Raw genomic sequence first — 15098 nt, 5'->3', positions numbered from 1 at the left:
GCCGATGATCGCGCCCGTGCGCTCGCGACGGTTCGACGTGACCGCGCCGCCGGCGCCGCCACCCACCGCCCCGCCGAGCACCGCGCCCGTGCTGCCGCCCACCGCGCCGCCCAGCGCCGCGCCGGCTACGCCGCCGAGCGCGCCGCCGAGCGCATTGTTCATGTCGCCGGCCATCGCCGAAACCGACGCAGCAGCCGTGAGCGCTGCGACTGCAACGAGTCGAATGATTCGCTTTGACATAGTTCGGATGATTGTTTTTGAGACGAGCCGAGTATAACCGCGGCTTACGAAAACCTTCGGTAAAACTGCCGCACGTCGGCGGTAAGACTTGTAACAAAGTCCGATTGCCGACGTCGCGCGGCCGCAGCCGACACCTCGCCGATGGCGACGTTAGAATCTAATTCCGATTCGTCGAATCGTCCGCTACAGGAGGCCAGCGTGCCCGCGTTACTCCCTGACGTCGATCGAGATGGACTTCTCGAATACTCGGTCGTCTTCACCGACCGATCGATCAACCATATGTCGCAGCGCTTTCAGGGCGTCATGCGCGACATCTCCAACACCCTGAAGAAGGTCTACAACGCCAAGGCCGTCGCGGTCGTTCCCGGCAGCGGGACGTTCGGCATGGAAGCGGTCGCCCGGCAGTTCGCGACGAACAAGAAGTGCCTCGTCATCCGCAATGGCTGGTTCAGCTACCGCTGGTCGCAGATTTTCGACATGGGCGGCATTCCGTCCGAATCGACCGTGCTGAAGGCGCGCCCGGTCGCGGAAGGCAGGCAGGCCGCATTTGCGCCGCCGCCGATCGAAGAAGTCGTCGCCGCGATCAAGCAGAACAAGCCCGATCTCGTCTTCGCGCCGCACGTCGAAACCGCAGCCGGAATCATCCTGCCCGATTCGTATCTGCGCGCCGTGGCCGATGCGGCTCACGCCGTGGGCGGCATGTTCGTGCTGGACTGCATCGCCTCGGGCACCGTCTGGGTCGACATGGAAGCGAGCGGCGTCGATGTGCTCATCAGCGCGCCGCAAAAGGGATGGAGCGCGTCGCCGTGTTGTGGACTCGTCATGTTGAGCCCGCTCGCCCGCGAAAGAATCGACGCGACGACGAGCACGAGCTTCGCCTGCGACCTTCGCAAATGGCTGCAAATCATGGAAGCCTACGAGAACAACGGCTTCGCGTATCACGCCACGATGCCCACGGACAGTCTCACGACACTGCGCGATGTCATGAAGGAAACCGAGGCGTACGGCTTCGACAAAGTGCAAGCGGAGCAATTCGAGCTGGGCAAGCGCATCCGCTCGCTCTTGGCCGACAAGGGCTTCAAGAGCGTGGCGGCCGAAGGTTTCGAAGCGCCGGGCGTCGTGGTCTGCTACACGGACGATGACGGCATCCGCACCGGCAAGAAATTCGCCGATGCCGGCGTGCAGATCGCGGCGGGCGTTCCGCTTCAATGCGACGAGCCGGCAGATTTCAAGACCTTCCGCATCGGCTTGTTCGGGCTGGACAAGCTTCACGACATCGAAGGCACGGAGGCCCGATTCGCGAAGGCGCTGAAGAGCATTCTGTAACGCGCGCGGCTAGCGTTGCGGCAGCGCGCGCCGCGTGAGATTCAGCACCAGCAGGAAGCCGATGAACATGACGATGCCGCCCGCGATCAGGCTCGCGCCGATCGCCCCGCGATAGACCGCGACGATCTGCGCCTGCTGCGCCGCGCTCATCTGCGCGATCGCGGCGATACCGTGATCCAGCAGCGCCTGCGTATCGAGGGACGCAGGCAGCCCGCTCATCTCGCGCTTGAGCACGAAGGTCATGATGCCGCCGGACAACGCCACGCCCAGCGACGCTCCCAGCGAGCGCACGAATCCCATCGTCGCGGTGGCGGCGCCGAGCACGCGCTCGGGCACCGAGTTCTGCACGATGACCGTCGCGTTCGGCATGCCGATGCCCATGCCCGCGCCGAGCACCGCCATCGCGCAGAGAAAGAGCGGCACGCTCGCGCCGATGTGCGCAAGCAAGGCGAGCGAGGCGAGACCGAGACATTCGAGAAAGACGCCGATCGACAGGAGCGTCGCGATACGCCGCATGCTGCCGACGGAAAAACGTCCGCCGGTCACGGACGTGACGAGCATCATCGCGACTTGCGGCAGCATCATCGCGCCGGACTGCTCGGGCGTCTCGCCCAATACGAGCTGGAAATAGAGCGGCATGAAGACGAGCGAGCCCATCATCGCGAAGGCCATGATGCCGGAAGCCGCCACGCAGGTCGCGTAAGGCACGTTGCCGAAGAGCTTCAGATCGATGATCGGTTCCCGCGCGCGCCGCTCGACGAAGAACAGGGCGACGAAGCACGCGAGCGCAAGCACGCACGACAACGGCAAGCGCATGCCCGACATGAACGACGCGGACGCCGAATTGAACACCAACAACAGCGCCGATGTCCCGATGCAGACCAGCACCGCGCCCGCGTAATCGACGGCGTGCTCGCCGCCGCGCTCGACCTTCGGCAGCGACATCATCACGAGCGCGAGCGACAGCGCGCCGATCGGCGGATTGATGTAGAACACCCATCGCCATGACGCGTGACTCGTGATGAAGCCGCCCAGCAACGGCCCCGCGACGCTGCTCACCGCGAACGCGCCGGTGAAGAGGCCCTGATAGCGCCCGCGCTCGCGCATCGGCACGATGCTGCCGACGAGCGTCTGCGACATCGTCATCAGCCCGCCGGCGCCGAATCCTTGCAGCGCGCGGAACAGAATGAGCGCGTTCATCGATCGCGCCGCGCCGCACAGCGCCGAAGCCACGAGAAAAATGCCGATGCTGAGCGCGAAGAACGGCTTGCGTCCGTACATGTCGGAGAGCTTGCCGTAGAGCGGCGCGCTGACCGTCGACGTCAGCATGAACGCGGTGACGACCCACGTAAGATGGTTCAGGCCGCCGAGTTCGCCCGCGATGACCGGCAGCGCGGTCGCCACGATGCTCTGGTCGAGCGCCGCGAGGATCATCGCGAGAATGAGGCCCGCGAACACGCGCCGGCGCTGGTTTAACGGGATCGGTGAAACGGCAACGTCGATTGTTTCTGTGGACATCGTGTAGCGAAAATTGGATGGAAGAACGCACTACGCGCGCAGCAGGATGCGTGCCCTTTCGTATAACATTCCTTGGTTAAGCAGCGCCGGAGCGAGCGATGACAACCGCAACCGTATTCAACGAGCACGCCGATCACTGGCTCGCCGCGCGGCGCGATCCGGAGACGGGTATCGAAGGGCTGCGCGCGCATTTCAGCGGTCACGCCTACGATCCGCACGATCACGACGACATGCTGATCGGCTACACGGAACAAGGCGTGCAGCGCTTTCAGTGTCATCGGTCTTTGCATACGAGCGTGCCGGGCCGCGCGATATTGATCGAACCCGGCGCGCTGCACGACGGTCATGCGCCGGAAGCCGGCGGCTTCACCTACGCGATGCTGTACCTGCCGCAAGCATGGGTCGAACGCGCGGCGCACGAACTGAATCTTCCGGGCCTGCGCAGCGTCGAGGCGGCTTTCAGTCGAACGCTCGTCGACGATCGCCGGCTCGTCGACGTCATCCGCACGGCGTTCCACGCCATCTATCACGACGAAGGCAGGCTCGCGCGCGATCAGGCGTTCGATCGCCTGCTGACGCAACTCAGCGGCCAGTTGCGCGACGCGCCGTCGATCGGCGGCGTCACCGCGCCGCTCGCCGCCCTTCGCGCGCGCGATCTCCTGCATGAACAGATGGACGGCAACATCGGACTCGATGAGCTCGCGACCGTTGCGGGCATCGACCGGTTCCGCCTGACGCGCCTCTTCAAGCGCGCGTTCGGCACGTCGCCGCACGCGTATCTGGTGCGCTTGCGCCTGCGCGCCGCGCGTCGCTTGCTGGCGGCCGGTCATCGGCCCGCGCAGGTTGCCGCGATCGTCGGATTCTCGGATCAGAGCCACCTCGGCCGCTGGTTTCATCGCGCGTACCGGATGACACCGGCCGCGTATCGGCGGATGTGCACAAACGTTCCAGACTGAACGCCGCGAATCGCGCAACATGAATGTTCCAAGGAGGAACCTTCATGTTCGACACCAAAGTGGCGCTCATCGTGCGCGATGATCTGCCCGTCTGGCAAAAGCTCAATGTCGTCGCCTTTCTCGCGACCGGCGTCGCGGCCGCGGTGCCCGAAGCGCTCGGCGAGCCTTACGAGGACGCCGCCGGACATCGCTACGGCCGCATGCTGGGCCAGCCGATGCTCGTGTTCGCCGCCGATCTGTCCGGCCTGCAAGCCGCGCATCGACAGGCGATCACGCGCGAACTCAGAATCGTGCCGTATGTTCACGCGATGTTTTCCACCGGGCACGATGCCGCGAATCGCGAGGCATTTCGTGCCGAGGACGCGGCGAATCTCGATCTCGTCGGCCTCGCGCTGCACGGCGCCAAAAAGGCCGTCGACAAGGCGGTAAAGGGACTGGCCTTGCACGGCTGATTCGAGCCGCCTTGTCGGTCAATGCGACGACACGATGATGCTCGAAATGACGCCCGTGGCGATCGCCGCCAACACGAAGTCGCCGTTCACCTGCACCCACTGATAACCCGAGGGCGGAGCGTGCAGGTCATGCGCGCGCCAGTCTTTCACGACGTAACGCGATCCACGATACGAATCCGGCAGACGGTCGCCCGAATGCCAGTCCTGATGCGGCACCGGACGGCGCGCATCGTCGTGTCCGCGTGCCTCGGGTCCGGCGTTTCGCGGCTTGCCGGGCCCTTCCTGTTGTCGATGATCCGGGCCTGCATCCGGTCCGGCCGGTTGAGCGAACGCGGCCGTCTGTCCAAAGGTGATGACACAAAGAAGGGAAGCAATCGCAAGTCTGTTCATAGGCATCTCCATAAAACCAATGAGAGCGATGGCGCGCTCATTGATTCAATGCGATGCCTTTCGTTTCCTTACCGCAGGTCGCCTCGGCGCGTGTGAATCGTTCATCGACCGAGCACCGTCACGGCGGGAAAGCGCATCAGATTTTCAACGTCCCACTCGTCGCCCAGATAGCGCGTATCCGGCAGCGCGCGAGGCGAGACGAGATCGGCGGACATGCCGCGCGCGATCAGACGTTGAAGAACGTCGTCACGCAGCCAGAACAGCGACCCGTCGTATATGGCGGGCCTGTAATCCGCCTTGAACGCGGCAAGCGAGTAGATGTCGCTGTCCCTGCTCCATACGCCATGCGTTTCGATGACTTCGGGACGTTCCGTGCTTATGTAGTCGCCCAGCTTCGCATACCCCTGACGCGTCAGCGATGGATTCGTCAGCAGCCCCAGATCCAGGATGTTCAGGCGTTCGCAGCACAATGCCGTGCCGCCGACGTCCGGCGTCAGGAACTTGAGCGTCGGCTGCCCGAGATGCTCGCGCAAGCGATCGACCGACGCGCCGGTCATCGCGAAGTTCTGTGGCGTTACGCCTCGCCAGTCGCCGGGCGATTGATTCCACACCCTCTTGCGAACCGCGCTTCCCATTGCATCCATCGAAGTCGGCAGCGCGCCGCGCATCGCCGCGCCGACGATCATCGTGTCGACGTTTTCGCGCAGCACCTTGGCGTTGAACACGAAGGTCCCGGCAAGGCACAGCAAGAGCCAGCGCAAGACGCGCGGCCGACGCATGTTCGCGAAACGTTCCGCGAGCGATAGCACGAGGATCGGCAGCACCGCCACGAACATCCGGCCGGTATAGCCCCAGTTTCTTCCCGATATTAGTGCGAACACGCCAAAGGCCGCTATCAGAAGCAGCGGCATCGGATCGAGACGGCGCGCCTGACCGCCCTTCCAGCTCAGGACGATGCCAGCCAGCAGCGCGGCGTTCACGAAGAGAAAATCCTTGAGGCCGCGCAGCTTCTCCAGTAAGCCGTCCCAGCCCTTCTTGCTGTATGGCGCGTGAAGCTTGGCCAGAATGGTGTTCGGCAACAATACGCCGAAGACCCAATATCGCCAGAGCGTCATCAGCAGAAAACAAAGCATCAGGCACACGCACATTCGAAACGCGCGCGAGCGTTCCTGCGGGCAAAACACGACCATCCAGCCCAGCGCGAAACCCAGATAGAACACCGCTTCGAAGCGAGTCAGCATCAGAAGCGGCACGAGTGCATACGCGAGCGTCGATTGCGCGCGCCAGTAGAGCACGAACGCGAGCAGCAGCAACGCGAAGACCGTCATCTCCATGCCGTTGACGATCTCGGCCTGACACATCGGAAGCAGCCCGAGCAAGGACACGACGATGAGCCGATGCGTCGGGCTCGGCAATGACGGTTGAAGCGCGCGCCACATCAGCACCAGCGTAGCGCTGAGCGCGATGAACGAAAGCAGTTGCGCCGCCCTGATCGCTTCGAGAAAGCCCGGATGGAACAGCCAATGCCCGATCGCGAGCATCGCCGTCATGAGCAGCGTCGACGTACCTTCGCCCAACGGCGACACCGGGGTCAACGCAAACAATCCGTGCCGCCCGAGCGTCTGTGCATACGCGACGGTGATGGCGCCGTCGTCCCATCCGTATGGGCCGGCCAGCGCGATCGCCGTCAACGAAAGTACTGCGTACGCAACTGCGAAGAGCAACCCGGTGGCTTTCTCCTTCGCCTCGATCCTGTGCGTGACGTGTTCGGTCATAGGCAGACAGCGCTATTGCGACCGCAATCCGAACACGGCGACGCCATTCTTCGCGCCCACATACACCTTGCCGTTCGCGATCATCGGCGTGATGAACTTGTTGCCCGCACCGAACTGGTCGCGCGCGCCCGCATCGACGCTGCTGTAGAGCTGATGATTGAGATTGGTCGCGTCGTAGGCGCGCAGCACGCCGATCGACCCGTTCTCCGCCGCCCACAGAATCGCGTTCGACGTGCCGTTCGCCGAAATGCTCGGCGTCGCGCCCGGGAAGCCGAACGAGTTCAGCGTCTGACTCGACGGCGTGCGCGACAGCGCGGCGTTCGTTACCGTGAACGCCTTGATGTTGTCGCCGACCGAGCCGAAATAGACCCTGCCGTTGAAGTACGCGGGCGCGCCGAACATCGGTCCGCGTATCTGGCCGACGAGCTCCTGATAGATGTGATCCGCGTTCGAATCGAACTTGCCCATCGACCAGCGGTTGACGACATAGATCGTCGAGTTCTTGCCCCCGCCGACCGCGAGACGCCAGACCTTGCCGTTCGCATCGGTGAAATCGGGCAAGACCATCGCGCCGCCGGAACCGAGGTCTTCGTCCTCGTTCGATTGCTGCACCGTGTTCGACGGCTGGAAGTAGTCCTGCACTCTCAACGGCCCGAGGTTCAGCCGCAGGAAGCCGTTGCCGAAGTTGCCGTTGATCGGCATCTCGTGCTCGTTCTGCGTCGGATCGAAGGTGCCGTTGGCATCGAGGAAATAGATCGATTCGCCGTCCGACGCAGGGCCCGCGCCGCTCATCCAGATCGAGCCCATCTGGCCGTTCGGCGTGACGTTCAGCACGCTCGCCTGCTGCAGCGTGTTGGCGTCGTAGCCGATCACCCAGCCGGTGTACGGCATGAAATCGCAATGCGATGTCCACGCGGTATAGATGACGCCGTTCAACTGCAGCAACGCCGCGCGCTCGGCGTACTGACCCGGATCGAACGTCAGCGTGCCGTTCTGGCTGCCCGCGCCGTTGCCCGGATAGGTCGCGCGGATTTCGGTCGGACCGTTGAAGAGCTCGGCGCCCGTCGTGATATCGAGCGCGTGGATGCGCTGGTGATAGCCGCCCGACGCGTCCTTCGACATGCCGACGACATACATCGCGCCGTTCGGTCCGCGCCCGCGATCGATGACGGGCGTCGCCGTCACACCGATCGTCGGCGTGATCTGATGGCACTTGTGATCGTCGCTCGGATTCTCGCCGCTGCCGAGCGTGGAGACTCTCCAAAGCGTCGCGCCGCTGTCGGCATCGAACGCGTAGACGCTTCCGTTCTCGGTCGCGACGTACACGACGTTGTGCGTGGCGCCCCCGATCGGAACGTTCGCGAGAAAGAGCGGCTGCGCGTCGACGGCGCCATCGACGGAATAGAAAGCCACCTTGCCGAACGTGTTCTGGTTGACGTTCGCGAGCGTGAGGGTCGTTTCGGCGAGTTGCTGTCCGGTGCGGGCGATGTCGTTGTGCCAGGTGACGACGTCCATCGCGTTGCTGGGCGACGTTGCCTTCGCCACGCTCGACGCGGCCCGGCTCGCCGCGGCCGATGTCGCATCGCCGCCGGAGTCGCCGCCACTGCACGCGGCGATGATTGCCGCGATCAGCACGGCGCCGAGTGCGGCGGCATAAGCGGAAAAACGCGCATTCATTTGCATTCTCCTTCTCCGGAAGGGGCCGGAACGGACAACGCGGTGTCGGGCGACATCGGTGCTGCAACAGAGCAATCGTGATGCCCCATAGCAGCGTGTACCCGCAAACCAGCGCATCAGCGAAGCGAGGAAGCCGTCGAGCGCCCCGAGGGACGCAATCCGGCCGCTATTGAACATCGGGAAACGGAGGGCGAGCGACGAACCTGGCTTACAAAAGAGCACGTCAGCTTTGCTCGCGACTCGCGCGCCTTCGCGGAATGGTGACGGAGAACCAGAGCAGTCTTGTCACCGAACGTTCGGGCGTAACGGGGAAGGCTCTTTACCGACTGAAAGCTATCGCAAATCGCGGAGTGAATCAATCGCGCAGGTTTTACATTGCACTTTTCGAAATCGTGCGCGTCGTTGATGACATGTTGCCGGGGCTGTAAAAACGAATGTGGGGGAGTGCACATATCTACCTACTTATTTCGCGTCTCGAACTTTTTTTGCCGATTTGGGCTGCTAATCTTTGGGCCAATGGTCATGCAAATCGCAAGGCCGTCTGTCCGGATGTCCGACATGCAAGTCTCACCTTGAGAGCCCTCGCCGGGACCAGGAACGTGCCGATGACGACGATTTCGGAAATCCGCCAAACGATGCCCGACCGAATGACATCCGGCATGCAGGCGCCCGCGCGCTCATCGGCTCGCCGCTCGCTGCTTCGCCACATGGCCGCGCTCGCTCTGGGTGCAGTGTCGTCGCCCTCCTTCGCGCAGCATGGCGATCTCGGACTCGTCACGCCGCCAGTCCGTCTCGACGATGCATGGCTCGTCGATCAGACCGGCAAGAAGCGTCTGCTCAGCGACTTGCTGCATCAGCGCGTGACTGCAGTGCAAACCGTCTATACCGGCTGCGGCACGATATGTCCCTTGCAAGGCGCGTTGTTCAACGCGGTTCAGGAACGGATACCGCAAATCCGCGCGCGTCGTCCGGTGCAATTGCTGTCGGTCGGGATCGATCCGCTTTCGGATTCGCCGTCGGCATTGCGCGCGTGGCTCGCGCGCTTTCAGGCGGGTTCCGCCTGGAATGCAGCGACGCCGGCACTCGCCGATGTCGACCGGATGCGCGTGGCGCTCTCGGGCAGCAACGCGCCTCTCGGCGACATCGCTGACCATTCCACCCAGGTCTATTGCTTCGATGCCAACGCGATGTTGCGCTGGCGAAGCGCCGATCTTCCTCGCGTCGAAGACATCTGCGATGTGCTCGGCGCGCTCGCACGTACGTAACCCGCTTCATGTACGGGGTGCAACCATGCCTGGAATCCGTTCGACGAGCCACGCGTCAAGCCTGTTCGTCCGATGCATGCGCTTCTTGCTGCTCGTCGCGTTGCCGCTGGCATTGGCGGGCATGCCGCACGCCGCGCGCGCGCAAAGCTCGGCGCCCATCACGCTGAGCGGCACCAGCCTGTGCGCCGACGTGAGCGGCGAATCGAGGGCGCCGGGCGCGCCCGTGATTACGTGGTCCTGCTGGGGCGGCGCGAATCAGCAGTGGTTTCCGTCAGCGACCGGCACGCGCTACAACCTCATCAATCAGAACAGCGGCCTGTGCATGGACGTCTCGGGCCAAAGCCAGAGTCCGGGCGGCCCCGTCATCCAGTGGACCTGCAATGGCGGCGCGAATCAGGCGTTCTCGTTGACGCCGCAAGGCGCGGGCTACGCGATCGTCGCGGGACATAGCGGCTTGTGCGTGACCGCATCGAGCACGACGTCGCAAGGCAATCAACTATCGCAGCAAGTGTGCAACGGAAGCGCGACGCAAACGTGGCAAGTGGCCGGCCTGCCGGTACAGCAAGCCGCATTGCCGTCGAAGTGGACGACGCCGTATCAGTTGCCGCTCGTCCCGCTGCAAGCCGCCAATCTGCCCAATGGAAACGTGCTCGTCTGGTCGGCCGACGCGCCGCTCGACTTCACCGACAGCGCGAATCCGCCGGCGAGAACCTACACGGCGATCTTCAATCCATCGAACGGCACGAGTTCGCAAGTGATCGTGACCAATACCGCGCACGACATGTTCTGCCCCGGCATTTCCAATCTCCCCGATGGCCGCATCTTCGTGACCGGCGGATTGAGCGTGCGGCAGACCAGCATCTATTCGCCGACGACCAACACATGGACCGCGGGCAATCAGATGAACATCCCGCGCGGCTATCAGGGCAGCGTGACGCTGAGCAACGGCAACGTGTTCGTCATGGGCGGCTCGTGGAGCGGAGGGCTCGGAGGAAAGTCCGGCGAAACGTGGACCTCGGGTTCGGGCTGGCGGATCAATAGCGCGATTCTCGACGATTACATCGTCACGAACGACGCGAGAGGCGTGTTCCGCTCCGACAATCACGCGTGGATGTTCGCGGTCGGCAACGGACGCGTGTTCCATGCGGGACCGAGCAAGGCGATGCACTGGTTCGATACGGCGGGCAACGGCAACGTGAGCCCGGCCGGCAACCGTGGCAGCGACGGCGACGCGATGAACGGCAACGCGGTCATGTACGACGTCGGCAAGATTCTCGCGGTCGGTGGCGCGCCGAGCTACGATCAGTCGCCGGCCACGGCCAACGCGACGCTCATCGACATCAGCAGCGGCAACGCGACGACGCGGACCATCCCGCCGATGAGCTACCGGCGCGCGTTCAACAACAGCGTCGTGCTGCCGAACGGACAGGTCGTCGTGATCGGCGGACAGACCTTCGCCGAGCCTTTCTCGGACAACAACGCGGTCCTCACCCCGGAACTCTGGGACCCCGCGACCAACACGTTTTCCCCGCTCGCGCAGCAGGCCGTGCCGCGCACCTATCACAGCGTCGCGCTGCTGCTGAACGACGGACGCGTGCTGAGCGGCGGCGGGGGTCTGTGCGGATCATGCTCGACCAATCACACCGACATCGAGATCCTGACGCCGCCGTACCTGCTCAACTCGGACGGTTCCGCCGCGTCGCGTCCGACTCTCAGCTCCGTTCCGAGCGATGCGCAGCTCGGCACGACGATCGTGGTGACGGCCAGCCGGAGCACGCGCGCATTCGTGCTGATGCGCTCGTCATCGGTTACGCATTCGCTGAACAACGAGCAACGACGTGTGCCGCTCACGTTCAGCGTCGGTACGGCGGGCGAATTCCAGTTGAACATTCCGTCCGATCCGGGCGTCGTCGTCCCCGGCTATTACATGCTGTTCGCGCTGAACGCCAACGGCGTGCCGAGCGTTTCGCGCGTGCTGCGCGTGCGTTGAATGCCCCGACGCCGCTTCCTCGAGGCGCGGGCCGCGGCGATGCGCGTCGCATTCGTCGCGGTCGTCGCATTCGTTGCGGTCGTGGCAATTGCGCCGCTTGCGCGCGCGCAGACCGCATGCGACCCCGCCGACATGGGCTGCGCGATCTTCAACGGACAACATCCGATGACCGCGCATCTGCGCGACGACGAGCGCCCGTTGCCTTCCTTTGCGACGCGATGCGTCAATTGCCACGTCGGCACATCGACGAAGCCCGCGTTCGCGCCGCCGCTGACGCACGACGCCCTGCTCGGCGTCGCAAGCCGCCGTGGCGGGCCGCTCAGTCACTATGACGCGACGTCCTTCTGCCGCGCCGTGAAGGACGGCATCGATCCGGCGGGCGTGCTGCTGCGCAAGTCGATGCCCCACTACCGCATCGCCGATACCGAATGCCAGGCGCTTTGGCAATACGTCATGCATCGATGAGCGCGGGCGCTACGCGTTCCGGCGAGAGGTATTTATTGCCTCAACCGTCAGAAGAATCATTCCAATAAGGGCTTAACCCGCTAAAGAGCTTTCGACGAAGGTCGTAAAACATGCAAACCGTGTACAGGATTGATCATGTTTCACCTTCGCCTCAGAACCTTGATCTCGTGGTCTCGCCGGCGTTTCGCGACCACGCTGGTTCTGGCGACGCTGTCGGCGTCCGGGCTGTGCCTCGCCGCGCTCGCCGCCGTTTCCATCACCGTCGATCGCGACATCGGCGAGCGGGAATTGCGCCGGGCGCTCGACGTCGGCTCGGAGCTCGAACTGCTCGTCGATCTGCATCTCGCCGCCAACACCGACTTCCTCAAGGGCGTCGGCTCGGCCACGTTCGAATCGCGCGCGTGGCCCATCGCCCGCGCGGTGATGGTGGCGCGCGCCTATAACCATCTCGATGCGCTGCTCGCCGATTCGCCCGCAGCCGCCGAAAAGCTCGCGGAACTCAGACGCCTGAGCGGCGAATGGCCCAAAGCGCTGCAGGATGCCGCGGCGAACGTCGCGCTTGCGTCGCATGGCACCGCAGTCGACTCCGGACGGTTGCTGCTCGCCAACGCGTCGCTGAAATCGATCATGGACATTCTCGCCCTGCTGCGCAGCGACGAGCGGGAGCTGATCGCCAGCATGCAGGAGAAAGCGCAATCGCAGATTCTGAAGCAGCGCATCGCGCTCATCGTGGGTCTCGCCGCCGGCATGCTGCTGCTCGCGTTCGCGGCGTCGAGCCGGCATCGCTCGGCGCTCGCGAAGAACGCGGCGCGCATCGTCGCCGATGAAGCACAGAAACGCTTCAGCCAGTACTTCGACCAGCATCCGGTCGCGATGCTGATCTTCGATGTCGGGAACGGCGCGATTCTCACCGCGAACGCGGCGGCGCAACGTCAATATCGGGCGACGCTGGAACACCTCAACGCGCTGACGATCTTCGATCTGCGCCCCGCCGAAGAAGTCGCGAGCTTCCGGCTCGATCTCGCGGACTACGTGCAGTCGGGAGCCGGTTCGGGCGCGGGCGGCATCCGGCGTCATCGCAGGCTCGATGGCGATGTCATCTTCGTGGACGTGTCGTTTCATCTGCTTTCGTTCGGCGGTCACGAGGCGTGTTTCATCACCGCTCACGACGTCACCGCGCACGAGAACGCGAAGGAACAACTGCACCTTCGCAGCCGCGCGCTCGAAGCGACGCGCGACGCCATCGTCATTTCGCATCTCTCTTGCGGCTCGCACCGCATCACGTATGCGAACACCGCGTTCGAGCGCCTGACGGGCCGCCGCGTGGCGGATGTGCTCGGCGCACAAACGCAGGCGGCGCTCGGCTGGGATCGCGCGATGCCCGAGACCGGATCGCTGACGCACGCGATGCGCGGCAATGTCGAAGCATCGCGACTGCTGAAGATGTCGCGCAGCAACGGCTCGACGTTCTGGAGCGATACCTACGTCGGTCCGATTCTCGACGACCACGGACGCGTCACGCACAGCATCACGGTGTTGAGCGACGTGACGGAGCGCGTGCGCCATCAGGAGCAGTTGAAGCGCCAGGCGCTCGAAGATCCGCTGACCGGTCTGCCGAACCGGCTCGCGCTCGGCGAACTGTTCGACCACGCCGTGCGGATCGCGCGGCGCAACGGCGACCGGCTCGGATTCATCTTCCTCGATCTGGACAACTTCAAGGACGTCAACGACAGCCTCGGTCATGCGGCCGGCGACGATGTGCTTCGCGAAGTCTCGCGACGGCTCGAATCGAGCGTCACGCCGCCCGGTTTCGTCGCGCGTTACGCAGGCGACGAGTTCGTCGTGCTGCTGCCGGGCCGGAGCCAGGACGAATGCCTCGCCCATGCCCGGCAGATCGCGACGCTTCTCGCGCAGCCGATGAAAGCCGCCGATGCCACCGTCGTCTCCGTCGCGAGCATGGGCGTCGCGTTCTTTCCCGATCACGGCAGCGACGCCGAGACGCTGCTGCGCGCCGCCGATGCGGCGATGTATCGCTCGAAGTCGCTTCACGCCAGTTCGATACAGGTTTTCGATCCGGAGATCGCGGCGGCGGAGACGGCGCGCAGCGCCATGGTCAAGGCGCTGGGACTCGCCATCGCGAAGAACGAACTGTTCGTGCTGTATCAGCCGAAGATCTGCCTGCGCACGCGGCGGGTCGAAGGCTTCGAAGCGCTGCTCCGATGGCAGAGCAAGGAGTTCGGCCTCGTGAATCCCGCGCAGTTCATCCCGCTCGCGGAGAGCACGGGGCTCATCGTGCAGATCGGCGAATGGGTGCTGGAGCAGGCGTGCCGGCAGGCCGGCGAATGGGCGAGGCTGTCGCCGTTCGTCGTGGTGGCGGTGAATGTCTCGCCCGTGCAGTTCGAACGCAGCGACGTCCCGGCGATGGTCGCGCGCGTGCTCGAACGCTCGCGTGTCGATCCGCGCAATATCGAACTGGAGATCACCGAAAGCACGCTCATGGCGCCCGGCGCGCTGCCTTCGCTGCAAGCGCTGCGCAGGCTCGACGTGTCGATCGCCATCGACGATTTCGGCACGGGCTTTTCGAGCCTGGGCTACGTGCGCAGTTTCATGGTCGATCGGGTCAAGCTCGATATGTCGTTCGTGCGCGGCATCGGTTGCTCGCGCGCCGACGAAGTCATCGTGAAGGCGGTCATCGCCATGGGTCAGGCGCTGGACATACGCGTCGTCGCGGAAGGCGTGGAAACGGCGGATCAGCTCGATTATCTGATCGACAACGGCTGCGACGAAGTACAGGGCTTCTGGCTGGGATGCCCGATGCGACCGGAACTGGCCGAAATATCGCTGATGCAATCGGCGCTCGCGCCGAGCATCGCCTGACGGCGTTTGCGCCGATTCCCAATGTCACGCGAATGCGCTAGATTCTCCGTCGCGAGCGCTTCGCCGAATCGTGTCAATTCAGACACATTATGTGAATGTCGATATAAATCAAAGACTTAGTTGATTTCGGCGCGCGCTGCGATTATCGTTGGGCCCTCGGCAATACT

Annotated in this window: 12 protein-coding genes; 7 read left to right on the top strand and 5 right to left on the bottom strand. The window is 64.1% G+C overall.

Annotated features, from left to right (window positions below):
* Nucleotides 1-240, bottom strand: a 240-nt coding sequence (locus tag NCS02_RS33790) for a YMGG-like glycine zipper-containing protein (protein ID WP_502800920.1), incomplete at its 3' end; no start/stop codon positions are given.
* Nucleotides 241-438: 198 nt separating this feature from the next.
* Between NCS02_RS33790 and NCS02_RS33785 the strand changes: the two genes are divergently transcribed.
* A complete protein-coding gene (locus tag NCS02_RS33785; RefSeq protein WP_250520518.1) occupies nucleotides 439-1566 on the top strand; it encodes an aminotransferase class V-fold PLP-dependent enzyme in 1128 nt (375 codons plus the stop codon).
* 9 nt (nucleotides 1567-1575) lie between these two features.
* Here NCS02_RS33785 and NCS02_RS33780 read toward each other — a convergent pair whose 3' ends face one another.
* Entirely contained in the window at nucleotides 1576-3084 is a 1509-nt protein-coding gene (locus NCS02_RS33780; protein ID WP_033535645.1) for an MDR family MFS transporter, read from the bottom strand.
* Between the two features lie 98 nt (nucleotides 3085-3182).
* On the opposite strand from NCS02_RS33780, the gene NCS02_RS33775 reads away from it, so the two are divergent.
* Together NCS02_RS33775 and NCS02_RS33770 are read left to right on the top strand one after the other, a co-directional pair.
* A complete protein-coding gene (locus NCS02_RS33775; RefSeq protein WP_008345768.1) occupies nucleotides 3183-4040 on the top strand; it encodes an AraC family transcriptional regulator in 858 nt (285 codons plus the stop codon).
* A gap of 44 nt (nucleotides 4041-4084) precedes the next feature.
* Nucleotides 4085-4492, top strand: coding sequence for a DUF2000 domain-containing protein (locus NCS02_RS33770; RefSeq protein WP_008345769.1), 408 nt, complete (start codon nucleotides 4085-4087; stop codon nucleotides 4490-4492).
* Between the two features lie 18 nt (nucleotides 4493-4510).
* Here the strand turns inward: NCS02_RS33770 and NCS02_RS33765 are convergent, their stop codons facing one another.
* The 3 genes from NCS02_RS33765 to NCS02_RS33755 form a co-directional block, all read right to left on the bottom strand.
* Entirely contained in the window at nucleotides 4511-4882 is a 372-nt protein-coding gene (locus NCS02_RS33765) for an RcnB family protein (protein ID WP_008345771.1), read from the bottom strand.
* A 101-nt stretch (nucleotides 4883-4983) separates the two neighbouring features.
* Nucleotides 4984-6657, bottom strand: coding sequence for a hypothetical protein (locus NCS02_RS33760; protein WP_250520517.1), 1674 nt, complete (start codon nucleotides 6655-6657; stop codon nucleotides 4984-4986).
* A 12-nt stretch (nucleotides 6658-6669) separates the two neighbouring features.
* Nucleotides 6670-8334 (bottom strand): outer membrane protein assembly factor BamB family protein, encoded by a 1665-nt coding sequence (locus NCS02_RS33755; protein WP_250520516.1) that lies wholly within the window; start codon nucleotides 8332-8334, stop codon nucleotides 6670-6672.
* A 605-nt stretch (nucleotides 8335-8939) separates the two neighbouring features.
* Here NCS02_RS33755 and NCS02_RS33750 point away from each other — a divergent pair.
* From NCS02_RS33750 to NCS02_RS33735, 4 genes are all read left to right on the top strand, one after another.
* Nucleotides 8940-9599, top strand: a complete 660-nt coding sequence (locus tag NCS02_RS33750) for an SCO family protein (protein ID WP_250523632.1) — start codon at nucleotides 8940-8942, stop codon at nucleotides 9597-9599.
* A gap of 25 nt (nucleotides 9600-9624) precedes the next feature.
* On the top strand, nucleotides 9625-11589 hold the full coding sequence (locus NCS02_RS33745) for an RICIN domain-containing protein (RefSeq protein WP_033535643.1): 1965 nt from the start codon (nucleotides 9625-9627) through the stop codon (nucleotides 11587-11589).
* A complete protein-coding gene (locus NCS02_RS33740) occupies nucleotides 11590-12054 on the top strand; it encodes a hypothetical protein (protein WP_250520514.1) in 465 nt (154 codons plus the stop codon).
* A gap of 135 nt (nucleotides 12055-12189) precedes the next feature.
* Nucleotides 12190-14931 carry an EAL domain-containing protein gene (locus NCS02_RS33735; protein ID WP_250523631.1) on the top strand — a complete coding sequence of 914 codons (2742 nt, stop codon included), beginning with the start codon at nucleotides 12190-12192 and terminating at the stop codon, nucleotides 14929-14931.
* The last annotated feature ends 167 nt before the right edge of the window (nucleotides 14932-15098 follow it).

The sequence above is a fragment of the Caballeronia sp. NCF2 genome (assembly GCF_023631205.1).
GTDB classification, from domain to species: Bacteria; Pseudomonadota; Gammaproteobacteria; order Burkholderiales; family Burkholderiaceae; genus Caballeronia; species Caballeronia zhejiangensis.
Note: the sequence above shows the minus strand (reverse complement) of the source record. Positions and strands in the feature narration are given on the sequence as shown.